Annotated in this window: 21 protein-coding genes; 10 read left to right on the forward strand and 11 right to left on the reverse strand. The window is 53.4% G+C overall.

Features of this window, described 5'->3' with window-relative positions; genetic code table 11:
- Window positions 1-128 precede the first annotated feature (128 nt).
- Entirely contained in the window at window positions 129-677 is a 549-nt protein-coding gene (gene yjgA / locus HMPREF3119_RS10525) for a ribosome biogenesis factor YjgA (RefSeq protein WP_004236300.1), read from the forward strand.
- Here yjgA and HMPREF3119_RS10530 read toward each other — a convergent pair.
- From HMPREF3119_RS10530 to mreB, 10 genes are all read right to left on the reverse strand, one after another.
- The gene (locus tag HMPREF3119_RS10530) at window positions 674-970 is read right to left on the reverse strand and encodes a barstar family protein (RefSeq protein WP_070579657.1); all 297 of its coding nucleotides are present in this window, start codon (window positions 968-970) and stop codon (window positions 674-676) included. The two genes, yjgA and HMPREF3119_RS10530, sit on opposite strands and share 4 nt — an antisense overlap.
- A gap of 3 nt (window positions 971-973) precedes the next feature.
- A complete protein-coding gene (locus HMPREF3119_RS10535) occupies window positions 974-1,441 on the reverse strand; it encodes a ribonuclease domain-containing protein (RefSeq protein ID WP_004236298.1) in 468 nt (155 codons plus the stop codon).
- Window positions 1,441-2,886 (reverse strand): metalloprotease TldD, encoded by a 1,446-nt coding sequence (tldD, locus tag HMPREF3119_RS10540; RefSeq protein ID WP_049245721.1) that lies wholly within the window; start codon window positions 2,884-2,886, stop codon window positions 1,441-1,443. Before tldD ends, HMPREF3119_RS10535 begins: the two co-directional genes overlap by 1 nt.
- Before the next feature lie 3 nt (window positions 2,887-2,889).
- The gene (gene nit1, locus HMPREF3119_RS10545; protein WP_004236296.1) at window positions 2,890-3,747 is read right to left on the reverse strand and encodes a deaminated glutathione amidase; all 858 of its coding nucleotides are present in this window, start codon (window positions 3,745-3,747) and stop codon (window positions 2,890-2,892) included.
- On the reverse strand, window positions 3,744-7,523 hold the full coding sequence (yhdP, locus tag HMPREF3119_RS10550) for an AsmA2 domain-containing protein YhdP (RefSeq protein ID WP_070579660.1): 3,780 nt from the start codon (window positions 7,521-7,523) through the stop codon (window positions 3,744-3,746). The genes nit1 and yhdP overlap by 4 nt, the downstream gene beginning before the upstream one ends.
- A 78-nt stretch (window positions 7,524-7,601) precedes the next feature.
- Complete coding sequence (gene rng / locus HMPREF3119_RS10555) at window positions 7,602-9,071, reverse strand: ribonuclease G (RefSeq protein ID WP_004240537.1); 1,470 nt, start codon at window positions 9,069-9,071, stop codon at window positions 7,602-7,604.
- Entirely contained in the window at window positions 9,068-9,679 is a 612-nt protein-coding gene (locus HMPREF3119_RS10560; RefSeq protein ID WP_024474503.1) for a Maf family protein, read from the reverse strand. The genes rng and HMPREF3119_RS10560 overlap by 4 nt, the downstream gene beginning before the upstream one ends.
- A gap of 47 nt (window positions 9,680-9,726) precedes the next feature.
- Entirely contained in the window at window positions 9,727-10,215 is a 489-nt protein-coding gene (gene mreD / locus HMPREF3119_RS10565; RefSeq protein ID WP_004236292.1) for a rod shape-determining protein MreD, read from the reverse strand.
- Window positions 10,212-11,333, reverse strand: a complete 1,122-nt coding sequence (gene mreC / locus HMPREF3119_RS10570; protein WP_070579664.1) for a rod shape-determining protein MreC — start codon at window positions 11,331-11,333, stop codon at window positions 10,212-10,214. Before mreC ends, mreD begins: the two co-directional genes overlap by 4 nt.
- A gap of 113 nt (window positions 11,334-11,446) precedes the next feature.
- Window positions 11,447-12,490, reverse strand: coding sequence for a rod shape-determining protein MreB (mreB, locus tag HMPREF3119_RS10575; RefSeq protein WP_004236290.1), 1,044 nt, complete (start codon window positions 12,488-12,490; stop codon window positions 11,447-11,449).
- Window positions 12,491-13,476: 986 nt separating this feature from the next.
- Between mreB and aroQ the strand changes: the two genes are divergently transcribed.
- The 7 genes from aroQ (at window position 13,477) to HMPREF3119_RS10610 (ending at window position 19,104) form a co-directional block, all read left to right on the forward strand.
- Window positions 13,477-13,935: a type II 3-dehydroquinate dehydratase gene (aroQ, locus tag HMPREF3119_RS10580; protein ID WP_004236289.1), complete on the forward strand. Its 459-nt coding sequence runs from the start codon at window positions 13,477-13,479 to the stop codon at window positions 13,933-13,935.
- A gap of 17 nt (window positions 13,936-13,952) precedes the next feature.
- Entirely contained in the window at window positions 13,953-14,414 is a 462-nt protein-coding gene (gene accB, locus HMPREF3119_RS10585; RefSeq protein WP_004236288.1) for an acetyl-CoA carboxylase biotin carboxyl carrier protein, read from the forward strand.
- An 11-nt stretch (window positions 14,415-14,425) separates the two neighbouring features.
- A complete protein-coding gene (accC, locus tag HMPREF3119_RS10590; RefSeq protein WP_004240542.1) occupies window positions 14,426-15,775 on the forward strand; it encodes an acetyl-CoA carboxylase biotin carboxylase subunit in 1,350 nt (449 codons plus the stop codon).
- A 77-nt stretch (window positions 15,776-15,852) separates the two neighbouring features.
- Entirely contained in the window at window positions 15,853-16,737 is an 885-nt protein-coding gene (prmA, locus tag HMPREF3119_RS10595) for a 50S ribosomal protein L11 methyltransferase (protein WP_004236286.1), read from the forward strand.
- Window positions 16,738-17,027: 290 nt separating this feature from the next.
- Window positions 17,028-17,999 carry a tRNA dihydrouridine synthase DusB gene (dusB, locus tag HMPREF3119_RS10600; RefSeq protein ID WP_015422979.1) on the forward strand — a complete coding sequence of 324 codons (972 nt, stop codon included), beginning with the start codon at window positions 17,028-17,030 and terminating at the stop codon, window positions 17,997-17,999.
- A 20-nt stretch (window positions 18,000-18,019) separates the two neighbouring features.
- Window positions 18,020-18,316, forward strand: a complete 297-nt coding sequence (gene fis / locus HMPREF3119_RS10605; protein WP_004240545.1) for a DNA-binding transcriptional regulator Fis — start codon at window positions 18,020-18,022, stop codon at window positions 18,314-18,316.
- A 428-nt stretch (window positions 18,317-18,744) separates the two neighbouring features.
- Window positions 18,745-19,104, forward strand: coding sequence for a hypothetical protein (locus HMPREF3119_RS10610; protein ID WP_046024753.1), 360 nt, complete (start codon window positions 18,745-18,747; stop codon window positions 19,102-19,104).
- Between the two features lie 34 nt (window positions 19,105-19,138).
- Here HMPREF3119_RS10610 and HMPREF3119_RS10615 read toward each other — a convergent pair whose 3' ends face one another.
- Window positions 19,139-19,576 carry a MarR family winged helix-turn-helix transcriptional regulator gene (locus HMPREF3119_RS10615; RefSeq protein WP_004240547.1) on the reverse strand — a complete coding sequence of 146 codons (438 nt, stop codon included), beginning with the start codon at window positions 19,574-19,576 and terminating at the stop codon, window positions 19,139-19,141.
- Window positions 19,577-19,699: 123 nt separating this feature from the next.
- Here HMPREF3119_RS10615 and HMPREF3119_RS10620 point away from each other — a divergent pair, with 123 nt between their 5' ends.
- Both HMPREF3119_RS10620 and HMPREF3119_RS10625 read left to right on the forward strand, forming a co-directional pair.
- A complete protein-coding gene (locus tag HMPREF3119_RS10620) occupies window positions 19,700-21,115 on the forward strand; it encodes a DHA2 family efflux MFS transporter permease subunit (protein WP_228342882.1) in 1,416 nt (471 codons plus the stop codon).
- Window positions 21,116-21,232: 117 nt separating this feature from the next.
- Window positions 21,233-23,407, forward strand: coding sequence for a TonB-dependent siderophore receptor (locus tag HMPREF3119_RS10625; RefSeq protein ID WP_070579667.1), 2,175 nt, complete (start codon window positions 21,233-21,235; stop codon window positions 23,405-23,407).
- Window positions 23,408-23,451: the final 44 nt, after the last annotated feature.

Consider the following 23,451-nt stretch of genomic DNA (forward strand, 5'->3'; position numbering starts at 1 on the left):
AGACAGCTGAATAGGTGTTATCCGGCCTTTTCCCCGGTTACAATACGCAATAATCAAATGTTAACACTCACAAACACAGAGATCATCCGGCACCCGCCGCTCTGTGTTTCGCCACAGGAAATACTATTATGGCAAAGCAGCCTGAAGACTGGTTTGAAGAACCCGATGCACTTCCTCAGGAGGAAGAGGATGACGAGATAATCTGGGTCAGCAAAAGCGAAATTAAACGCGATGCTGAAGTCCTGAAAAAACTCGGCGCTGAACTGGTTGCACTGAGCAAAACCCAGCTGGAACGTATTCCGCTGGATGAACAACTGCTCGAAGCCATCCTGCTTGCACAAAAAATCAAGCGCGAAGGTCTGCGCCGTCAGTTACAGCTCATCGGTAAACTGCTGCGGGCCCGTGACCCGGAGCCGATTACCACGGCACTCGACAAACTGAAAAACCGCCATAACCAGCAGGTTGTCCTGCTGCATAAACTCGAAGATCTGCGCGAACGCCTGGTCACCGGTGATGACACCGTGACGGAAGAAGCCGTTGCGCTGTTCCCGCACCTTGATCGCCAGCAGCTGCGTGCGCTTATCCGTAATGCGAAAAAAGAGCGCGAAGGCAATAAACCGCCGAAAGCTTACCGCCAGCTGTTCCAGTATCTGAAAGAACTGGCAGAAAGCGCTTAATCCGCCGTCATGGTCAGGGGGGTCAGCACCAGCTGAATATCCCCCGGCCACTCTTCTTCCGCATCCCGGCAGGTACCGATAATGGCTGAAAACAGCCGCCGCTGCCGTGCGGTAATATGTTCAAACGCCAGTATCACCGGCAGATCAATCCCGCCTGTCAGCATATCCCACAGTGCATCCGTGTTACACCCGAAGTACGGCAGCTGAAATTTATCACTGAATTGCTGATAAAAATCGTCTGTTGTCCGGATGGTGCGGAAGTCAAAACGCATAATGCTGATATCAGGTGTCATGGGTTAATTGGCCTGCTGAAACGAACGGTAATGATCAGTGGTGACATAAATCAGCCCGTCACTGGAATAAAGCAGACGATCACTGCCGCGATGGCCGCAGTTATAGTTTATGTCCGCCTCAAACCACTGGCGTGATGGCGCATCCGGCAGCCCTTTTTCCCGGTTGCCGAAACGGTCACCGCCGATAGCTTTACCCGGCATCACCTCACAGAGATTACCTTTTGACGGCTGCCAGCCCGCATCACGGGCGGCTTTTTTCGTCACATAGTAATCCGGCAGACGCTGGTGCTGCTGCACATAGCTGACCACCCGTGACTGTGCTGTCAGGGCATCAATGCTCTGCGGCTGTTCTGTATGCTGAGGTACCGGCTCTGACGGACGGGTTTCGATAAACTGCCCCGGTAACCCCGCCAGCCAGGCAGAGACCGCCACAATCAGAACAATCACCAGCGTGCCGTATTTCTGCATCATCAGGCCGTTCCGCCGACGGTAATGCTGTCCAGTTTCAGCGTCGGCTGACCGACCCCCACCGGTACGCTCTGGCCTTCTTTACCGCAGACACCGACACCTTTATCCAGTTTCAGGTCATTACCGACCATCGATACCTGCTGCATGGCTTCAATACCGGAGCCAATCAGTGTCGCGCCTTTCACCGGTCTGGTAATTTTACCGTTTTCAATGAGATACGCTTCGGATGTCGAGAACACAAACTTACCGGAGGTGATATCCACCTGACCGCCGCCGAAATTCGGAGCATACAGGCCGTTTTTCACACTGGCGATAATCTCTTCCGGCGACGTTTCGCCGGCCAGCATATAGGTGTTGGTCATGCGCGGCATCGGCAGATGAGCATAGGATTCACGGCGGCCGTTACCGGTCGGGTCAACTCCCATCAGACGGGCGTTGAGTTTATCCTGCATATAACCTTTCAGAATACCGTTCTCGATCAGGACGTTATACTGTCCAGGCACCCCTTCATCATCAATTGCCAGTGACCCGCGGCGATCACCGATAGTACCGTCATCAACAATGGTACAGAGTGATGATGTGACCTGCTGACCGATTTTTCCGCTGAATACCGAAGCACCACGGCGGTTGAAATCTCCTTCCAGGCCATGACCGACCGCTTCATGCAGTAACACGCCCGGCCAGCCCGCGCCCAGCACAACCGGCATTAACCCGGCCGGTGCCGCAACAGCAGAGAGATTCACCAGCGCCATGCGCACCGCTTCGCGGGCAAAATGGTCTGCGCGGATCTCACCGTCTTCCGTACCGAGGAAATATTCATAACCGAAACGACCGCCGCCGCCGCTGCCGCCGTGTTCGCGTTTACCGTCCTCTTCCACCAGCACACTGACAGACAGGCGCACCAGCGGACGGATATCCGTCGCCAGTGTGCCGTCAGTGGCAGCTACCAGCACTTCTTCATAGACACCGGTCAGGCTGGCATTCACTTCCTGCACTCGCGGATCTTCCGCACGGGCCACACGGTCAAGGCGGTGCAGCAGCGCGATTTTTTCCTCACGCGGCATTGCGCGCAGCGGATCGAGTGCAGCATAGAGTGCCGTGTTATTGACACGGTGCAGGCTCTGCACCTTACCGTTACCCTGCTCACGGACAATACTGCGGGCGGCGGATGCACTCTGCTGTAATGCGGTCAGACTTATCTGATCCGCATAGGCAAAGCCGGTTTTCTCGCCGCTGACAGCGCGGATTCCGACACCCTGGTCAATATTGTAAGAGCCGTTTTTGATAATTTTATCTTCCAGCACCCAGGCTTCATGAAAACTGCTCTGGAAGTACAGATCGCCATAATCAATATGGCGATCCGCTAACTGTGTGAGGACAGAAAAGAGATCCTGTTCATCAAGATCATGGGCGGTCAGCAGATGATTGCTGACAGTTGAAAAACTCATAATTTACTCTTTACCTGTGGTGTTTTTCTCAATCAGTGAGGTCAGCTGCGGGCGGAAACGGTTATGTTTCACCACGCGGATCTGCTCACGCATTGAGGTTAAGCTGTCCGGACGGATATCCACGCCGATGGCGGCCACCGCATCCGTATTTTTCTTCATCACTTTGCCCCAGCCGTCAACAGCCATGGTGTGTCCCCATGTGCGGCGGGTGCCGTGTACACCGACCTGTGCCGGTGCCAGGATAATGCACTGGTTTTCAATCGCACGGGCGCGCAGCAGTGGCTCCCAGTGGGATTTACCGGTCAGCCGGGTAAAGGCCGCCGGAACAGAGATAATCTCCGCGCCCTGCTCACGCAGTGCCTGGAACAGGCCCGGGAAACGCAGATCATAACAGATGGTCATACCGAGACGACCCACCGGGGTATCCACCACGGTGATGTGCTCGCCGCGCTGGAAGATTTTTGATTCATTGTATGAACCCTGCTCATCATCGATATTCACGTCAAACATGTGAATTTTGTCGTAACGGGCTTTGATTTCCCCTTTATCATCAAACAGCAGACTGCTGCTGGTGATACGTGCCGGGTCTTCACGGCTGATCATCGGCATCGAACCGACCAGGATCCACACTCCGTAACGACGCGCCATATCAGCGACTGCTGACTGCAGCGGGCCTTCGCCCTGCACTTCCGCATACTTCTGATAAGTATTGCCTGATGCAAAAATCAGCGCATTTTCCGGTGTCATCACCAGTTTGATATTATCAGGCAGTTGTTTGATCTGTTGTTCGATTTGCGCCAAATTGTGTTTAATATTTGTGCCGCTGCACAGCTGCAATAAAGCCACATTTGCGTTTTTCATTCCCGGGTCTCCTTTAACTGACGCAAAACTTCATCTATCTTCGGCTCTTCTAAACTGCCGCTCAGGTGATACCGTATCACCGAAATTTTACTCCAGAGCGGGCCGAGTACCTTACTGGCCACAAAGACTGCCGCTCCGGCTATCGGGTTAACCACAAAAGCTGTCGCCACCCCGACCGTCGCAGAGAGTTCCGGTGTGACAACCACCGACATATCAATACGACGCTCCACAAGATAAACTGAACCGCTGAAGCTGATATCCGCCATTAATCCGTCCACGCGGGTATCGGTTGTCTTTAAAATACCATCTTTTATCACGCCTTTACCGCGTATGCTGTCAAAAACGAAGTCATTACTGAAAGTATCCGTAAAATCGAGCTGTAATTTGCGCAGTAATGCATCAAAACTGACGAGCCGCAGCAGTTTACCGGCGTTACCGCCGCCCATCCGCTCAATCGCCCCTTTGCCGAGCGACGTGCTGATAATACCGTTCAGGGTTGCCACATCCGGCGACCAGGGAACATCCCGCCAGCTCAGGTCAAAATCCACATTGAACGGTGAGCCGGTGATAGGCACCAGTACCCCGAAATAGGCGGCCATATTATCAAAGACCGGCCCCTTAAACTGACCTTTAAAGTGCGACAATGGCTCCGGACCGGCATCCCAGCGGCCGCTGAGTGTCAGTTCACTGGCACTGTTTTTGACGGTTGCCGCATCCAGCACCAATGAATTATTTTCCGGCCAGACTTTCGCATTCACCGTACCGATATTCAGGCCGCTTACCCAGCAGGCTTCACAGCGCAGTGTGACCGCAGGCCAGCTGCCGACGCGGTAATCCGTTTTGGTGGTTTGATTACGCTGCGATTCCGGCAGCGCATTCTGAATCGACTCCGGATTATAGTAGAGATAATCAATACTTGCCTGCCACGGTCCGGAAGCCGGAATGCGGATATCCCCGCGCAGCTCCTGACTATCCGAACTGAGCAGCCAGCCGTTTTCCTGCGGATGAATGCGCAGTTTCACCTGATTCCAGCGCTGTCCGGCAAAATCCGCATACGGGGCGGAAATATCAATATTGCCCGGCAGTTTCAGTGAGGCAGGCTGCTGGTGATTCTGACCGGCAACGGCCAGCGCACCGACCCACTCTTCACCGCTGATCGGCGGTAGGGCAATGCTGATAACATCCGGCGTGACTTTCTCCGGTACTTTTGTACCCGGAACGACTGCCGCACCATTAAGCATGAGGATATCGCCGAGACGCCAGTCCGTCAGAACGCTGAATGATTTACCGACGGTTCCCCCGGCTTTCAGAGTGTGTTCTGTCCCTGAGGCATGCACATTCAGTGTGCCGCTTTCCGCTGCCCAGCGCCGGACAGCCGGTAAGGTGCTGCTGGTCAGTTTGCCGGTCTGACCTTCCAGATCCACGGTGTAGCTCATTTCCCCTTTCTGCGGCAGGGCAATGTTCACCACCCCTGTCCACGGGAACGAACCGGTTACGTGCTGTTTTATGGCCGCCGGTATGCCGTCGATGCCCTTCATCTGCCAGTTACCGTCCAGATCGATATTGACGGCAAAATCAGACGGGTTTTCTTTAGTGGTAAAGCGGATATTCAGCGGCTGACCGAACCAGTGCGCCGTGATGCGGTCACTTTCCAGGTCGCCGTTATCAAAGCGGAATTGTCCGCTGACACCTTTGAGTGTGCTGCCGAGCGGCACCACATCAATATCATTATTTTTCAGATTAACATGCCCGGTCGCCCGCACCATCTCATTGAAGTTAAGCGGGATTTCCAGTTTAAGATCACCCTTAACCTCACCACCGATTTTCAGTTGCTCCAGGGTATTGCCGATAGAGCTTTTCATCGGTGTCTGATCAAAATATTTACCCAGTGATTCGCCTTTGCCTTCAATATCAGACTGAATATAGAGGCGCTCAACCATGAAATCCGGAATATCTGCTTTCAGATTGCGGGCAGTGGCCTCGCCCAGTTTTGCTTCCTGTGCACTGATCCACAGACCCTGGTTATGGAAGTTCAGATCCGCATCCATGTTTATCAGGGCAGGCCATTCCTGATCATATTTAAAGGTGGCGTCACGCAGCGGTACCCAAATCTGGAACTGCCCTTCGTTTTTGCGGAACGGGAAGTCTGCCGGGTTACCCTGAAATATCACCGTGGCATTTTCCGCTTTCCCGGCAATCAGTGCCTGTGTCAGGTATTCGCTCAGGAATTCCCCCATCAGCGGTACCGGGAAATAGCGCCAGGCTTCCCCGGCATCCGTCAGGGTCACGCCGCCGAGGATCCCGAGAGACGGCGGCCGGTCCTTATCATGCTGATAGCGGAAGTTGCCATTCGCCCGCAGCGCGCCGGATTGCAGATCTAAATTATCACTCCAGAGGCTGAAGTTGCCGTCCGTATTATTCCACTGCACCTGTCCGCGGCTTTCTGATACCGCCAACGGTGCGGTAAACATCGGGCGGTAGTCCAGCACACTGTCATCAAGGGCAAAACGCAGAATGCCGCGTGCCTGCCCGCCGCGCAATACGCCGCTGAAATGAGATACCGACGGTAATTCTTCCCGCGCTTTCCAGCTGACATCCTGCCAGGAAACATCCAGTTCGAGGTTTTCCGGGGCGGCCGGGGTGATATCAAGAGCAAAATCGTGGATAAGACCTGACGGCTCGCGCTCCTGCCAGGCTTTGACAATATCATTGGTGAGGAAAGAGAACGTCGGCACAATGCTGCTCAGACGCGCCAGCTCAATATCATTGGCGCGGATACGCAGATGCGGATTGCCGCCGTATTTGGCCGACGGCGGGATATAAAGCAGTGACAGACTGCCCTCCGGCCACTGCTGCCCGTCAGTTTTCAGATTCAGCAGATCCGGGATATTAAACAGCCAGCCTTCCCCCTGGCGGCGCATCTGCACCAGAAGATCCTGAACTTCCAGGGTGTGCGTGTCCTTGCCGACCAGCCAGTCCGCCTCGCCGGAGTTCAGTCTGACCAGGCCCCGGGTTATCGTCCCTTTCTCCACCGTCATCCAGCCGGCCAGGCTGAAACCGGCCTTGTTCAGCCCGGTGTTATCACGCAGCCAGCGGCTGAACCACGGCGTCATATCAATATCATCCGCCTGGAGGTAGACCGTTCCCTCATCCAGCAGACCGTTCACATCCCGCAGATCCAGACGCACCTGCAGCCAGCCGCGCGGGTTATTCACCGAGGAGAGACTGATCTCCCCCTGAGCGCGGTGGCGTTTGCTCTGATTGAGCCATGACAGACGGGAAACCAGCAAAGTGGCAGGATCGCCGGACGGCGTGAGAAAACGGATTTCACTGTCGCGCAGATCAAAATTATCAAAGCGCTCCAGCCAGAGACCGGACATCGCATCATCGGTTTCAATACTGCTGCCGTCACTGCTCAGCGGCTGTTTGTAATCCAGCTTCATGTGCCAGAATGTCAGATCACGGAAACTGACCTGAAAACGGAATAACGTCCGCCAGATATCCAGGGATAGGTCGATTTTTTCGGCTGAAATGTCCGCGTCCGGAGCGGTAACAGTCAGGTCACGGAGTGTCAGCGCCGGGCCGAATCCCTGCCAGCGGCCGCTGATTTCCCCGATTCTGACCGTGGCACCGGTCATTTGTGAGAGTTTTTGTTCGATCTGCGGGCGGTATTCATTAATCTGAGGCAACAGATAGCGCAGACCGCCGAGCACCAGTGCCGCAGCAATCACGATTACAATCACACATGTCAGTAAAATCCCGGGCAGTCGCCTCACTGGCTCTCCTTCTCCTGCAGCTGTCAAGGCCGGCGGAACCGGATATCCGCTTATATCCGGCAGTATACCGCCAATGAATTACATCATGACGACATCAAAATGTTCCTGGCTGTAGAGCGGTTCGGCGCGAACCTGAACCTGTTTACCGACAAAAATCTCCACCTCTGCCAGGGCATGGGATTCATCCCCCTGCAATGCCTCAGTCACTGCCGGTGAGGCATAGACGAGGAAGCGGTCAACATCCAGCAGATGGTGCACGCGGACAATCTCGCGCAGAATTTCATAGCAGACCGTTTCCACCGAGCGGACACTGCCGCGCCCCTGACAGGTCGGGCATTTCTCGCACAGGACATGTTCGAGGCTCTCCCGCGTGCGTTTGCGGGTCATCTCCACCAGTCCGAGCTGTGAAAAACCGTTGATAGTGGTCTTCACGCGATCTTTGGCCAGCGCCAGTTCCAGCGAACTCAGCACCCGGCGACGGTGATCCTCATCGGTCATATCAATGAAATCAATGATAATGATACCACCGAGGTTGCGCAGACGTAACTGCCGCGCAATCGCCTGGGTGGCCTCGATATTGGTATTGAAAATAGTTTCTTCCAGATTGCGGTGCCCGACAAACGCACCGGTGTTGATATCGATGGTGGTCATCGCCTCCGTCTGGTCGATAATCAGGTATCCGCCTGATTTCATTTCGACCTTGCGCTCCATCGCCCGCTGGATTTCATTTTCGGTATCATAGAGATCAAAAATCGGCTGACTGCCCTGGTACAGTTCCAGTTTGGCGGTCATTTCCGGGATGTAATCATCCACAAATTCCTGTAACTCTTTAAAGCTCAGGCGGGAGTCAATCCGGATGCGGTCGAGTGACTCACCGGCAAAATCCCGCAGAATGCGGTGTGCCAGCGCCAGTTCACCGTAGATTTTGGTACGGGTGGTATTGCGTTTTTTGCGCTGGATAACTTTGGTCCACAACCGGCGCAGGAACGCGGCATCAGAAGTCAGTTCTTCTTCCCCGACCCCTTCCGCTGCTGTGCGGATAATAAAACCGCCGTCCTCATCACAATAACCCGCCACAATGTTTTTCAGGCGCTCGCGCTCTTCTTCGCTCTCAATGCGCTGGGAAACCCCTACGTGAGAGGCGCCCGGCATAAACACCAGGTAGCGGGACGGCAGCGTGATATCGGTGGTCAGACGCGCACCTTTGGTGCCCAGCGGATCTTTGACCACCTGCACAATAATATCCTGCCCCTGATGGACCAGTTCCCCGATATCGCGGGTGCGGAATTTCTCTTTTTCATCCCCGGAAATACATTCTGTATGCGGAATAATATCCGAGGCATGCAGAAAGGCTGCTTTATCCAGGCCAATATCGATAAAGGCCGCCTGCATACCGGGCAGCACCCGGCTCACACGCCCTTTATAGATATTGCCGACGATACCGCGTTTAGCCTCGCGCTCAATATGAATTTCCTGAAGGATCCCGCCGGTAATATAAGCGACCCGTGTTTCAGACGGGGTCACGTTGACTAAAAGCTCGGCTGTCATGGTATTTCTTTCCCGTCAATATGTTCCGGTACAACCCCGTTCAGGGTATCCGTGTACCGCTTAATTAATTCTTCGGTCTCCACTAACGGTAATCCCACCACAGCATGATAGCTACCGTTAATTTTGCGGACATAGCGCCCGCCTAAACCCTGGATGCCGTAAGCACCGGCTTTGTCCATCGGCTCACCTGTCTGAATATACTCGTTTATTTCGTCATCTGATAACCGGCGGAATGTCACATCCGTCACAATCAGTGTGCTCAGTGTCCGGAAACGGTCAGAAACCGCGACCGCCGTCATCACCTGATGTGTGCAGCCGGATAGTGCGCTGAGCATGGCAAAGGCATGTGCCGCATCGCGGGGCTTCTCCAGGATATCACCACCGAGCACCACAATGGTATCAGAGCCGATAACCGGCCGGTCTTCCGCTGCCAGTGCCACCCCGGCCTGTGCTTTCTCCCGCGCCAGACGTACCACGTAATCCGCAGCGGGTTCACCGTCACGGCGGATCTCATCGATACAGGGGGAGAGTGTTTCACACTGAACATTCAGCAGCCGGATAAGTTCCCGGCGGCGGGGAGAGGTTGAAGCAAGGTAAATCGGCAGCATTCAGGGGTCCTGACGTTTTGTTAACGTATCACGCCGCCGTTCCCTGATTAATGAACAGAAAAGTGACGGCGGGTCTTACGCAGTAATAAAAAAATCCATGGCCATAAGATACCATTGACCAGACTGTTCCAGAAGACTTCCGGATGAAACACAATATCGGACAATAAAAATTCTGACCAGAAAACAAAGAACTGCATCAGCACTGACAGCACCATAATGACCAGCGACTGCTGCCACAGCGCCATATTGCGCAGCAGCTGATGTCTGAATGAGACCAGATAGGTGACGATAGACAGGCTCAGGGCATGCACGCCGAGCGTGGAACCTTCAATCAGGTCAATGATCATGCCGAGAAAGAAAGCGGAGCCGACACTGACCCGGTGCGGCAGCGCCATCACCCAGTAGATAAGAAACAGCATCGCCCACGACGGACGGTAAAACTGAATCTGCTCCGGCCAGGGCATGATTTGCAGTACCAGTGCTATCAGAAAGGAGAGCCAGACAATAATCCGGTTTTGTCCCCGGTAGGTATTCATTGTTGCGGCCTCATCCTCAGCGGCCGGGCCGGCGCGGAATCAGCAGCCGGATCCTGAGCGACCGGTGCGGCAGTGGCTGGCGTGTCTGCCGGTTTTGGCTGTGCGGGTTTAGGTCCGGCCGGTTTCGGTGGTGTCGTTCCGGCGGAAGGTGCCGGAGCGGCAGGTGCGTCCGGGGCTGCCGCAGTCGGGTCAGTTTCCGGCGTCTGGACAGACGGGATCACCTGCGGCATAACCTGCATGATACGTTCGTTGGCTGCGCGGTACACCTCAGACGGACCGGAAGGCTCACGCGGGTTGCTGTCTCCGCCCCATAATAAGAGCAGATAACGCAGACGCTGAAGGTCAGCCGTCGGTTTGGCACTGATAATGGTATAAGCGCGCTGATTATCCACTTTTACCGAAGAGACGATCCCGACCGGGTAACCTTCCGGGAAACGGCCGCCGAGGCCGGAGGTGACCAGCACATCCCCCACGCGGATATCAATATTGTTCGGCAGTGGTTCAAGCTGTAAATCGTCAGTACATCCGGTGCCGGATGCAATGACGCGAATGTCGTTACGCAACACCTGAATCGGCAGTGCGTGAGTGGTATCGCAGATCAGCAGAACACGGCTGGTTAACTGAGACACGGCAATCACCTGCCCCACCACACCTTTATCACTGATCACCGGCTGGCCGTCATACACGCCGTCACGGCTGCCTTTGTCGATCACCACCTGGTCACGGTACGGGGTGTTGGCTCCCGCCATCACCTGAGTGACCATCATGTGCTCATCCTGACGCAGCGGTGAACCGAGCAGTTCACGCAGCCGGGCATTTTCCTGCTTAAATTGTTCAAGCAGCTGATTCTGACTGCTTTTAACCAGCAGTTCCTGGCGCAGAGCGCGGTTTTCAAATTCCAGCTGCTCGCGGGTGGCAAAGTTATCAGAGATACCGTCCAGTAACTGACGCGGGCCGTTGGCTAAAAAATAGAACGGGCTGACCGCCGTATCCAGATAGTTACGGATTTTGGTAAAAGCATCAATCCGGTTATCAACCACAATCAGTCCGATGGCAAAAATAACCGCAACAACAATGCGAATCTGAAGGGAAGGCCCCCGGCTAAAAATCGGCTTCATAGGATGCGATATCAGGCACTACAGTAATTCCGTCCGGGAAGACAGAGTGTGTATCCGGCGAGCTGGGGGAGCGGACTCCCCCGGCCTGCAGTATTGAACGGACGGGAGTCCGCTTATTCTTCACTGAGAAGATCGCTGCCGTGCATGTCGATCATCTCAAGTGCTTTGCCGCCACCGCGGGCGACACAGGTCAGCGGATCTTCCGCGACGATCACCGGAATCCCGGTTTCTTCCATCAGCAGGCGATCCAGGTTACGCAGCAGAGCGCCGCCACCGGTCAGCACCATTCCGCGTTCGGAGATATCAGATGCCAGCTCCGGCGGGCACTGTTCCAGCGCCAGCATGACGGCACTGACAATACCGGTCAGCGGCTCCTGGAGGGCTTCCAGAATTTCGTTGGAGTTCAGGGTGAAACCGCGCGGAACCCCTTCAGCCAGGTTACGGCCGCGGACTTCAATCTCAAGCACTTCGTCAGTCGGGTAAGCCGAACCGATTTCGTGTTTGATGCGTTCTGCGGTTGCTTCACCAATCAGTGAACCATAGTTACGGCGCACATAGTTAATGATAGCTTCGTCGAAACGGTCGCCGCCGATGCGGACAGAGGAGGAATAAACCACACCGTTCAGGGAGATAACCGCCACTTCGGTAGTACCGCCGCCGATATCCACCACCATGGAACCGGTCGCTTCTGATACCGGTAAACCGGCACCGATAGCCGCCGAAACCGGCTCTTCAATCAGATAAACTTCACGTGCACCGGCGCTGAGCGCGGATTCACGGATGGCACGGCGTTCAACCTGGGTTGCACCGACCGGCACACACACCAGAACACGCGGGCTCGGGCGCATAAAACTGTTACTGTGAACCTGTTTGATAAAATGCTGGAGCATTTTCTCGGTCACAAAAAAGTCAGCGATAACACCGTCTTTCATCGGACGGATTGCTGCGATATTGCCGGGGGTACGACCCAGCATGCGTTTGGCCTCATGACCAACAGCAGCAACACTTTTGGTTGAACCCGGACGATCCTGGCGGATAGCCACGACAGACGGTTCATCCAGAACAATGCCTTGTCCTTTGACATAAATCAGGGTATTGGCTGTACCCAGGTCAATCGACAGGTCGTTGGAAAACATGCCACGAATTTTTTTAAACATACAAAAGGATAATCCTGCAAGCCGGGGACGGGGAAAAACCCGTCTACTTTACCAACCACGTTTCTTTGCGACAAGCCACAGATTGCACCTTGCCAACAGCGTGTCCACATCACATCAGGGAGCGGTCTATTCTAGATAATTTTTATATACTGCGCAGTATAAAGCTGCATAAAAACGCAGACTTTTTCACATATTTGAGGAAATACGCGCAGGCAGATTAAAATTAATGTAAAAAATCCGGCAGTTGCCCTCTTTTTTCATTAATTCCTGCAAACTTCCGAACAGTTGACCTGTAACTATGCATCAAGTTCAACCGGATTCTATATAATATACGCAATCTTACAATCGGCCTGACGCCCGCTACCTCTATCTTCGCATTAAAACCATCTGCTTAATCACAGATAAGACGGCAAAAATACCGGGTTATTCACCGGATTATGATGAATCAGCAGCACCCTTTACTCAGAATAATCTCAAAATAACCTGAAATATAAATATCCGTATCCCGGATACAGACCCGTTATATCCCGTTCTGTCCGTATTCAGCGCCATAATATTTCCGGGACTTGCCAATCTGCCGGTGCGGATGCACTATAACGCACCACAACGGCAGACAACTATTCACAACGGCTTATTCCTGCGCTGTTCATCTTACGTAAGATCCGCCTCCGGAACGCCGGTTATGTGAGCACACCGGCAGAAAAGCACCCTGACCTCCGGGCGTACCTGTTAAAAGACCGGCAGGCAGACTACTATCAGCAAACGGATACAGGATGCAGACAGATAATACGTATGATTAACTGGTCAGCCTTGTGCCGGTTCCGGTCTGTTCAGACCAGTATTTTGCTGCGAACTGCAATGAAATGTTTATAATGTCGCCCTTCCTCCGTAATAATTAATATTACCGGTGGTGAGAAAAAGGTGACAACACATTAACATCGCGTTATCTTGTGCGTTTACGTTAGATTGCAGGAGATGGCAGCAGGATGACCGAAAGTTATCATATATTGTTACTGAACGGCCCGAATCTTAACCTGCTGGGCACGCGGGAACCCGATAAATACGGGACGCTCACTCTCGCGGATATCGTTACAACGCTGACCCGCGATGCCGGTCAGTGTGGCGTTACACTAAGCCACCTGCAATCCAACGCCGAGCACGAACTCATCGACAGAATTCATGCTGCACGGGGAAACACCGATTTTATTCTGATAAACCCGGCCGCATTCACTCACACCAGTGTGGCTCTGCGTGATGCCCTGCTGGCCGTCAGCATCCCGTTTATCGAGATCCATCTGTCGAATGTACACGCACGGGAGCCGTTCCGTCACCACTCTTATCTTTCTGATATCGCCACCGGCGTTATCTGCGGGCTGGGTGCGGAAGGCTACCGTTATGCTTTACAGGCAGCGGTTCACCGTCTGTCACAATTAACTCAACACTAAGAGTACGGAATCATCTCATGGATATTCGTAAAATAAAAAAACTGATCGAGCTGGTCGAAGAGTCCGGTATTTCTGAGCTGGAAATTTCTGAAGGCGAAGAGTCAGTACGCATCAGCCGCGCTTTACCGGTTCAGGCTATGGCCGTACCACAGCAATACAGCGCACCTGTTCAGCAGCCTGCCCTGGCAGCCGCTGTTGCACCATCCGCAGGTCTTGCTGATCCGGCGCCGGAAAAAGAGATTGCCGGCCATGTGGTCCGCTCTCCGATGGTGGGTACGTTCTACCGTTCACCAAGCCCGGATGCGAAAGCCTTTATTGAAGTCGGTAAACAGGTCAATGTCGGTGACACCCTGTGCATCGTCGAAGCCATGAAAATGATGAACCAAATCGAAGCTGACAAAGCCGGTGTGGTTAAAGCAATTCTGTTAAAAGACGGCGATGCTGTCGAATTTGACGAGCCACTGGTCGTCATCGAATAACGGGGCGAATCATGCTGGAAAAAATCCTTATTGCCAACCGGGGTGAAATTGCACTGCGGATCCTGCGGGCCTGTAAAGAGCTCGGGATCAAAGCGGTCGCTGTTCACTCTTCTGCGGATCGTGATTTAAAACACGTTCTGCTGGCTGACGAGACCATCTGTATCGGTCCGGCAGCCTCTGCGAAAAGTTATCTGAATATCCCGGCCATTATCTCTGCTGCTGAAATTTCCGGCGCACAGGCCATCCACCCGGGGTACGGATTCTTATCTGAAAACGCTGATTTTGCCGAGCAGGTTGAACGCTCCGGCTTCACGTTTATCGGCCCGAAAGCTGAAACCATCCGCCTGATGGGCGACAAAGTTTCTGCTATCCGTGCGATGAAAGAAACCGGCGTTCCGTGTGTGCCGGGCTCTGACGGCCCGCTCAGCGACGATATGCCGCTGAACCACACCATTGCCAAACGTATCGGTTTCCCGGTCATCATCAAAGCCTCCGGCGGCGGCGGCGGACGCGGTATGCGCGTTGTCCGTAATGATGAAGATCTGGAAGAAGCGATTGCAATGACCAAAGCCGAAGCCAAAGCGGCTTTCAACAACGACATGGTTTACATGGAAAAATTCCTTGAGAACCCGCGTCACGTTGAAATCCAGGTTATGGCGGATGGTCAGGGCCATGCTGTTTATCTGGCTGAACGCGACTGCTCCATGCAGCGCCGTCACCAGAAAGTGGTGGAAGAAGCCCCTGCACCGGGTATCACTCCGGCGCTGCGCAAAAGCATCGGCGAACGCTGTGCCAAAGCCTGTATCGATATCGGCTACCGTGGTGCCGGTACCTTTGAGTTCCTGTTTGAAAACGGCGAGTTCTATTTCATCGAAATGAACACCCGTATTCAGGTAGAGCACCCGGTTACTGAAATGATCACCGGTGTTGACCTGATCAAAGAGCAGCTGCGTGTCGCATCCGGCCTGCCGCTCTCTGTGAAACAGGAAGATATCAAAGTAAAAGGTCACGCGATCGAATGCCGTATCAATGCCGAAGATCCGCACACCTTCTTACCGAGCCCGGGCAAAATTACCCGCTTCCACTCTCCGGGTGGTTTCGGTGTCCGCTGGGAGTCTCATATTTACGCCGGTTATACTGTACCGCCGTATTATGATTCAATGATCGGTAAGCTCATCACCTATGGTGAAACCCGCGAAATTGCTATCGCCCGTATGAAGAATGCGCTGGCGGAACTGATTATCGACGGTATCAAAACCAATATCGAGCTGCACCAGCTGATTATGAATGATGAGAACTTCTGTAAAGGCGGCACCAACATCCATTATCTGGAGAAGAAACTCGGCCTGCACGAGGTCTGATTTTCTGTCGCTTTTCTTTCTCAGGCCCCTGTCAAACAGGGGCTTTTTTATAAAGAGCTTTTTATAAAGAGTATGTTATGCCCTGGATCCAAATACGATTAAATTCCACCGGTGCTGATGCCGAAGTTATCGGTGATGAACTGACTGAAACCGGTGCGGTCTCCGTTACCTTTCAGGACAGCCACGACACCCCGATTTTTGAACCGCTGCCGGGGGAAACCCGCCTGTGGGGCGACACCGACGTGATCGGCCTGTATGACGCTGAAACGGACATGAAAGCCGTTGTTGCGCAATTACAGCAGCACCCGCTGCTCGGCGAAAACTTTGTCCATAAGATCGAACAGATTGAAGACAAAGACTGGGAACGCGAGTGGATGGATAACTTCCACCCGATGCGTTTCGGTCAGCGCCTGTGGATCTGCCCGAGCTGGCGTGAGATCCCTGACCCTGATGCGGTCAATGTGATGCTCGATCCCGGCCTTGCATTCGGCACCGGTACCCACCCTACCACCTCTCTGTGCCTGGAATGGCTCGACGGGCTGGATCTGAACGGTAAAACCGTGATCGATTTCGGCTGCGGCTCCGGGATCCTGGCGATCGCCGCCCTGAAACTGGGTGCGAAAGAAGCTATCGGTATCGATATCGATCCGCAGGCGATTCAGGCCAGCAGGGACAACGCAGAGCGCAACGGCGTTTCAGACAGGCTGACCCTTTACCTCTCTGATAAAAAGCCTCAGACGCTCTCTGCGGACGTTGTGGTGGCCAATATCCTGGCCGGCCCGCTGCGTGAACTGGCTCCGGTGATCGGCGCACTGCCGCAGGCCGGCGGATTACTCGGGTTATCCGGTGTGCTCGCCACTCAGGCGGAAGGTGTGGCAGATGCTTACCGTGACGTCTTTGAGATTGATGAGATTGCCGAAAAAGAAGAATGGTGCCGGATTACCGCGACAAAACGCGGCTGATATTCTTACTTTTTGGTATATAAATCGTGCATTTGCGTGATTCAGTGAATATATTTTAAGCAGTTTCACGCAAACGCATTTTATTCTGAAAATTAAATCAGAAAACCGCACTGTATGCTATTTTACGCTAACTTATTGTTACAAAACATTAATTAATAAAATCTGAAAAAAGCAATAAAAAAAATTTCGCCGTAAAGGTCGATTTGCTCAAAGTTTGTCCTTTCATATCTTTGAAAAAATGCGTAATATACGCGCCCTTGCAGTCACAGTATGGCCACACTTCTTCGTCTATGCGTATCGGACAATACCAGTTGAAAAACCGCCTTATCGCGGCCCCTATGGCAGGCATCACCGATCGGCCTTTCCGGTCGTTGTGCTATGAAATGGGCGCGGGTATGGCCGTCTCAGAGATGCTCTCTTCCAACCCTCAGGTCTGGAAGACGGACAAATCGAGATTACGCATGGTACACAGTGATGAGCCAGGTATCCGTTCTGTGCAGATAGCCGGTAATGATCCCGGTGAAATGGCGGCCGCGGCAAAGATTAATGTTGCCGGTGGTGCGCAGGTCATCGATATCAATATGGGGTGTCCGGCAAAAAAAGTGAACCGTAAGCTGGCAGGCTCCGCCCTGCTGCGTTATCCGGCGCTGGTGGAAGAGATTCTGAAAGCGGTGGTTAATGCGGTGGACGTGCCCGTCACACTGAAAATTCGCACCGGCTGGTCACCGGAAGAACGGAACTGTGTCACGATTGCCCAATTGGCCGAGCGTTGCGGTATTCAGGCTCTTACGATCCATGGCAGGACCCGCGCCTGTCTGTTTAATGGTGAAGCCGAATACGACAACATCCGGACAGTTAAGCAGACTGTTGCCATCCCGGTTATTGCCAATGGCGACATTACTGACCCGCTTAAAGCCAGAGCAGTACTGGACTACACCGGCGCAGACGCGCTGATGATTGGTCGTGCTGCTCAGGGAAGACCCTGGATCTTCCGGGAAATCCAGCACTATCTGGACACAGGCGAACTGTTGCCGCCCCTGCCCGGTGCAGAGGTGAAACGCATAATGTGTGAGCATGTGCGGGAATTGCACGACTTTTACGGTCAAAGCAAGGGAGCCCGCATAGCCCGCAAGCACGTTTCCTGGTATATGCAGGAACATGCACCTGATGTTCAGTTTCGGCGCACATTCAACGCCATTGAGGATGCCGGCGAACAGCTGGAGGCGTTGGAGGCATATTTTGAAAATTTTTTGCGTAAATAAAGAAAAGAGCTGACAGAACTATGTTCGAACAACGCGTAAATTCTGACGTACTAACCGTTGCTACTGTAAATTCACAAGATCAGGTAACTCAAAAGCCGTTACGTGACTCAGTTAAGCAAGCACTGAAGAACTATTTTGCTCAATTAAACGGTCAGGATGTTAATGAACTGTATGAGCTGGTACTGGCTGAAGTTGAACAGCCATTGTTGGACATGGTGATGCAATACACCCGTGGTAACCAGACCCGCGCTGCCCTGATGATGGGTATCAACCGCGGTACTCTGCGTAAAAAACTGAAAAAATACGGCATGAACTAAGTAATACCGTTTAATGCATTGAATCGAAAAGCCTTTTCAGGATAACTGAAAGGGCTTTTTTGTTGCCTTTATCATAAGTAATTCTGCCTCATTGTTTTTCCTCTCCCCGCTGTGTTTAATAATACTGTAACGGCTTGCGCAGCGGACAGGATTCTGTACGCACCGCTGTTCAGAATATAAAGGGAGTTATATATGGATAATCAGTATCTATTATTATATGGAAGCTTCTTATATGCATGATTATATGAGAAATTTTAATCCCCCCTTTTCCTCTCCCCGGGATAAGCACAATTAAAAAGCAACAACCGGAGTGTTCTGTTTCTTTTCCTCTTCCATGATAACCGCAGATATTTCGCCGGGCAGCGAAGCATTGATTTTCCTGTCCGCTACTATCCCCGGTACAGCAGCCCGGATATCAGGAGAGAGAAATGAACGCACTGCAACAGGCATTACATCAATCATTACAGGCAGTTCAGGCGGAGAATTCCCCAGCATTGATACACAGCGGGAAATTACTGAATTTTGTACCGTCACAAATTTCACAGCTGCAGGATGACCTGTTGTGCCTGTACGGGCAGCCGCTGCCGCGTTTTCCGGATCCGCAGGATATCAGCGGCAAGCTGGAAGCAGCACAGCGACTGCACCGGCAAATTCCCGGGCAGAATGGGGTGTTGTGGCAGCATTTCCGGAAAGAAGCCGCAAAGCTGAACCCGGCGGATGATGCCGCACTGACCGATGTGCTGCTCCGCTGGCTGTTCACCCGCCTCTCTGCCGCAGACCATACCTGAACGAAAACGCCTTTTCCGGGCAGCAGAAAAGGCGTTACTGTTTCTCATCAAACCAGGGCTGCTGAAATAACCGGACGATCAGCGCGAGATTGTCTTGTCCGACAGCAGCACCAATTTCATCACACAATCCGGTTTTGATGGCCTCATAAGCGTCATAGCATTGCTGCCCGTGCGGTGTCATTTTCACCCCCTTGAGCTTTTTACTGCCCTGAACATCAAAGATGGTGATTAATCCCTTCTCTTCCATCTGTCGGATGAATTTATGAATCGCCTGACGGGAGATGGTCACTGTCGCGGAAATATCGGCTATGGATACCGGCTGGTCATACACCCTCGATAAAATGTACCACTCCGAATTACTCATGTGAATTTCGCTCCGGACATTCCAGAGCGCATCAATCCGCTCACGGAGCAGTGTGTGCCGCTCACTGATAAGGTCAATAAAATCCAGGTCGTTTAATGCAATTTTCACGCGCTCCCCCTTTCCTTTTTGTGCAGTATACCAAAAACACTTCGTCAACTAAGTTGACCATTGTCGCAAAGTGCGTTACTTTCCTTTTCGTCAACCTGGTTGATGAAATAATAGGATAAGAATGTGACTACAGAGGCAGCAATACAGGTACGCTACCCGAAAATGATGCTGAGCGTACTGATGGCCGGGACATTTACCGGTCTGTTCGGGGAAACCGCATTAAATATGGCGCTCACCAATCTGATGAGCCAGTTCTCTCTCTCCGCCGGTCAGGCACAGTGGCTGGTGACCGGCTATCTGCTGACCCTGGCGGTGTTTGTGCCGGTGTCGGCGTTTCTGGTGCGCTGGTTTAATACCAGGGTACTGATCCTCACGGCGCTGTGTGTGTCGCTCGCCGGTTGTCTGATTGCCGCACTGGCCCCCGGTTTTGCGGTACTGCTTCTGGGGCGGGTTATTCAGGCCGTCGGTACCGGGGTGATATTGCCTGTGATGATGAGTGCCGCACTGCTCATTTTCCCGGTCTATCAGCGCGGGATGGTGATGGGAATGGTGGGGATTGCCATTACCCTGGCACCGGCGCTGGGGCCGACAATTTCCGGCTTTATTATCACCTTGTTCAGCTGGCATGCCATTTTCTGGCTCAGTGCGCTGGTCTATGCCGCCATCATTTTACTTGCCGTGAAGTCTATTGCGCCGATTGGTGATATCACCAGACCGCGTATTGATATTTTGTCTCTCCTGCTTTCCTCCGCCGGATTCAGCGGCATCATCTACGGGCTGGCTATCCTGGCGGAACACAGCCTGCGTGATCCCGCTGTCTGGGGTTCCCTGCTGGCGGGGGTTCTCTGCCTTGCCGTATTTGCCCGCCGTCAGACGCACATGGCGATGCCGATGATCCACCCGGATGTGTTCCGTAATCCGCTGTTTATTATTGGCCTGATCATGATGATCCTGAGCATGATGAGTGTGCTCTCCGCCGCGATTATTCTTCCGGTATTCCTGAAAGATGTGCTGATGCTGAGCGCGGCAATGGCCGGGATCCTGCTGCTGCCGGGCAATATTATCAACGTACTGTTCTCACCACTTATCGGTTTTCTCTATAACCGGTTTGACTCGCGCCCGTTTGTGGTCTGTGGCTCCCTGTTTATGCTGATGAGTTCTGCGCTGTTTCTGTATGCCGTCGGGGAGAACTCACCAGTGTGGCAGATTGTCGACGCCTTTATGCTCCTGTGTCTGGGTGTCACCTGTGTGATTATGCCCGCGCAGACTACCGCGATGAGTGCTTTACCCGCCCGGTTATATGCTGATGGCTCTGCTGTCTGGAATACCTTTTATCAGGTAGCCGGCGCCGTCGGTACCGCATCGGCCATCTCTCTGATGTCTTTTTACCGTGATGCGGCAGCAACACAGCAGACAGCAACCGCGGCACTGGCGTCGGGGATCCATGCCGTATTCTGGCTGAGCCTGCTGCTCGGTCTGTTATCACTGGTTTTCGCCTTCTTCCTGAAGAAACCACATCCGCAGAATGATGCGGCGTAATCACCTGTATTAACCCTGATGGCTGCTCCGGCAGCCTTTTTCATTATTTATCACAGCCGTCATCCGCACACATGCCTTTTGTGACGGTAATAATTATCATTCAATGAGATAAGATGTATGACTGCACTTTACCGCACTTCCCTGTTCCGGCTTTCGCTGGCGGCTTTACTGGTTGCCGGTGTCTGCCACGCCGCTGAAGATGAAATCGTGGTCACCGCCGCGCCGCCTGCCGTCAGTCCGCTGGAAAATAACGGCACATATCGCGCCACACACAGCGACAGCGCCACCAAAACGGCCACGCCGCTGAATAAAGTCCCTTCCTCGGTCTCCGTGATCAGTGAGGAGGAAATCACCGCCCGCAATCCTGCCACACTGAAACAGGCACTGGGATACACACCCGGCGTAGTGACCGGCACCTCCGGCAGTTCATCCGTTTTCGACAGTGTGATGATGCGCGGCTTCCATAATGTCAGCCAGAATATCTATCTGGACGGATTAAAAGTTCAGGGGGATATGTATGCGGAAAGCAGGATGCTGCCGGAATTTATGCAGCGGATTGATGTGCTGAAAGGCCCGGCTTCTGTGCTTTACGGGCAATCCAATCCGGGCGGCGTGGTCACCATGACCTCCAAACGGCCGCAGATGAACCCGCTGCGGGAAATCCGCTTACAGGCAGGGAATCACCACCTGTGGCAGACCGGGTTTGATCTCAGTGATGCCCTGAATGATGAGGAAACACAGGCTTACCGCCTGACCGGCACACTGCATGACCAGCACCAACAGCAACAGGGGGAGCGGGAACGGTATTATGCTTTACAGGGTTCTTATCTCTGGCAGCCGGATGATGCCACTTCTTTACTGCTTACCGCCCAGGCCATGAATGCGCCGCGTAACGGCTATTACGGCTGGCTGCCGCGTGAAGGTACCGTTGACGGCGGCGCTGCCGGGAAATTGCCGACCGGTTTTAACGAAGGCGAGCCGGGCTATAACCGCTTTGAACGGCAGCAGCGGCTGATCGGCTGGCAGTTTGATCATACATTCAATGATAACTGGTCACTGCATCAGGGCATGCGTTACCAGCAGATCAGCACCAACTGGCGCACTATTTACGGCAGCGGACTATACAGCAGCAATCCGGCGGCCTGTTACGGCGTACCGCAGCAGGATCTCTCATCAACGCTTGCCCGCAGCCATATACATAATGACGAGCGGCTGTCCGGTCTGGTCACTGATACCCATGTCATCCACAACATCAGCGGCCACGGCTGGCGCAATACCCTGATGACAGGTGTGGATTACTCACAGCTGCGCAACCGGATGGTTAATGAGGTCGGTGTTGCTGCCCCGCTGGATCTGCGATCCCCGCAATACGGCAATCTGACAATCATCCCGGGGATAAATTCGAAAGCAATAAATAAAAACCACCAAATCGGGATCTACGCCCAGGATCAGCTCTTTCTGAAGGACTGGACATTCACCCTCGGCGGCCGTTATGACGAAAACACCAGCAAATCCCGCGGCCGCGATAACATCAGCGGTGATACCACTCATCACCAGACTGACCACGAGTTTACCTGGCGCGGCGGTGTGAACTATCAGCTGCCTTATGGTTTCGCTCCGTATTTCAGCTACAGCGAATCCTTTGAGCCAAGTACTGCGGCCACGGTCAGCGGCAAACCGCTGGATCCGTCACGGGGTAAACAGTATGAAGCCGGGCTGAAATACCTGCCGGAAAATGCCGCGCTGTCTGCCACACTCGCCGTTTATGAGCTGACCAAAGACAATAACCTGCACCGTGACCCGCTGAATCCGTTTTTCAGTGTGCAGGGCGGAAAAATCCGTTCGCGGGGGATTGAGCTGGAAACCAAAGCGGCGCTGACCTACAACTGGAACCTGATCGCCGGCTATGCTTATACCGATACCCGTTTCCGTCAGCAGGCGGAGAATACCAATCATCACCCCGCGATGGTACCGGCGCATACCGCCTCTCTGTGGACAGATTATACCTTTGACACCACGCCGCTCAGCGGCCTGACTATCGGCGGCGGCGTACGCTATAACGGCAAAACACAGGGGGATGATGCCAACAGCTTCACTGTTCCCGCCTATACCGTGGCGGATATGATGCTGCGCTACCGGCTTGATAACCTCCCGGCTCTTGAAGATGCGGAGATCGCGCTGAATATCAATAACCTGTTCAATAAACACTATGTATCTGCCTGCTTTACGGATGCAGCATGCAGTTGGGGCAATGACCGGCAGATAACCACCACACTGACCCTTCACTGGTAAAACAGATAAAAAAGGGGGATTCCGCAATAAACCGGAATCCCCGA

Origin of the sequence: Morganella sp. HMSC11D09 (genome assembly GCF_001807955.1) — a bacterium.
Classification (GTDB): domain Bacteria; phylum Pseudomonadota; class Gammaproteobacteria; order Enterobacterales; family Enterobacteriaceae; genus Morganella; species Morganella morganii.

What these genes read in the sequence shown, in the direction of transcription:
- yjgA (WP_004236300.1), top strand. Translation starts at nt 129, where the DNA reads ATGGCAAAGCAGCCTGAAGACTGGTTTGAAGAACCCGATGCACTTCCT.
- HMPREF3119_RS10530 (WP_070579657.1), bottom strand. Translation starts at nt 970, where the DNA reads ATGACACCTGATATCAGCATTATGCGTTTTGACTTCCGCACCATCCGG.
- HMPREF3119_RS10535 (WP_004236298.1), bottom strand. Translation starts at nt 1,441, where the DNA reads ATGATGCAGAAATACGGCACGCTGGTGATTGTTCTGATTGTGGCGGTC.
- tldD (WP_049245721.1), bottom strand. Translation starts at nt 2,886, where the DNA reads ATGAGTTTTTCAACTGTCAGCAATCATCTGCTGACCGCCCATGATCTT.
- nit1 (WP_004236296.1), bottom strand. Translation starts at nt 3,747, where the DNA reads ATGAAAAACGCAAATGTGGCTTTATTGCAGCTGTGCAGCGGCACAAAT.
- rng (WP_004240537.1), bottom strand. Translation starts at nt 9,071, where the DNA reads ATGACAGCCGAGCTTTTAGTCAACGTGACCCCGTCTGAAACACGGGTC.
- HMPREF3119_RS10560 (WP_024474503.1), bottom strand. Translation starts at nt 9,679, where the DNA reads ATGCTGCCGATTTACCTTGCTTCAACCTCTCCCCGCCGCCGGGAACTT.
- mreD (WP_004236292.1), bottom strand. Translation starts at nt 10,215, where the DNA reads ATGAATACCTACCGGGGACAAAACCGGATTATTGTCTGGCTCTCCTTT.
- mreC (WP_070579664.1), bottom strand. Translation starts at nt 11,333, where the DNA reads ATGAAGCCGATTTTTAGCCGGGGGCCTTCCCTTCAGATTCGCATTGTT.
- mreB (WP_004236290.1), bottom strand. Translation starts at nt 12,490, where the DNA reads ATGTTTAAAAAAATTCGTGGCATGTTTTCCAACGACCTGTCGATTGAC.
- aroQ (WP_004236289.1), top strand. Translation starts at nt 13,477, where the DNA reads ATGACCGAAAGTTATCATATATTGTTACTGAACGGCCCGAATCTTAAC.
- accB (WP_004236288.1), top strand. Translation starts at nt 13,953, where the DNA reads ATGGATATTCGTAAAATAAAAAAACTGATCGAGCTGGTCGAAGAGTCC.
- accC (WP_004240542.1), top strand. Translation starts at nt 14,426, where the DNA reads ATGCTGGAAAAAATCCTTATTGCCAACCGGGGTGAAATTGCACTGCGG.
- prmA (WP_004236286.1), top strand. Translation starts at nt 15,853, where the DNA reads ATGCCCTGGATCCAAATACGATTAAATTCCACCGGTGCTGATGCCGAA.
- dusB (WP_015422979.1), top strand. Translation starts at nt 17,028, where the DNA reads ATGCGTATCGGACAATACCAGTTGAAAAACCGCCTTATCGCGGCCCCT.
- fis (WP_004240545.1), top strand. Translation starts at nt 18,020, where the DNA reads ATGTTCGAACAACGCGTAAATTCTGACGTACTAACCGTTGCTACTGTA.
- HMPREF3119_RS10610 (WP_046024753.1), top strand. Translation starts at nt 18,745, where the DNA reads ATGAACGCACTGCAACAGGCATTACATCAATCATTACAGGCAGTTCAG.
- HMPREF3119_RS10625 (WP_070579667.1), top strand. Translation starts at nt 21,233, where the DNA reads ATGACTGCACTTTACCGCACTTCCCTGTTCCGGCTTTCGCTGGCGGCT.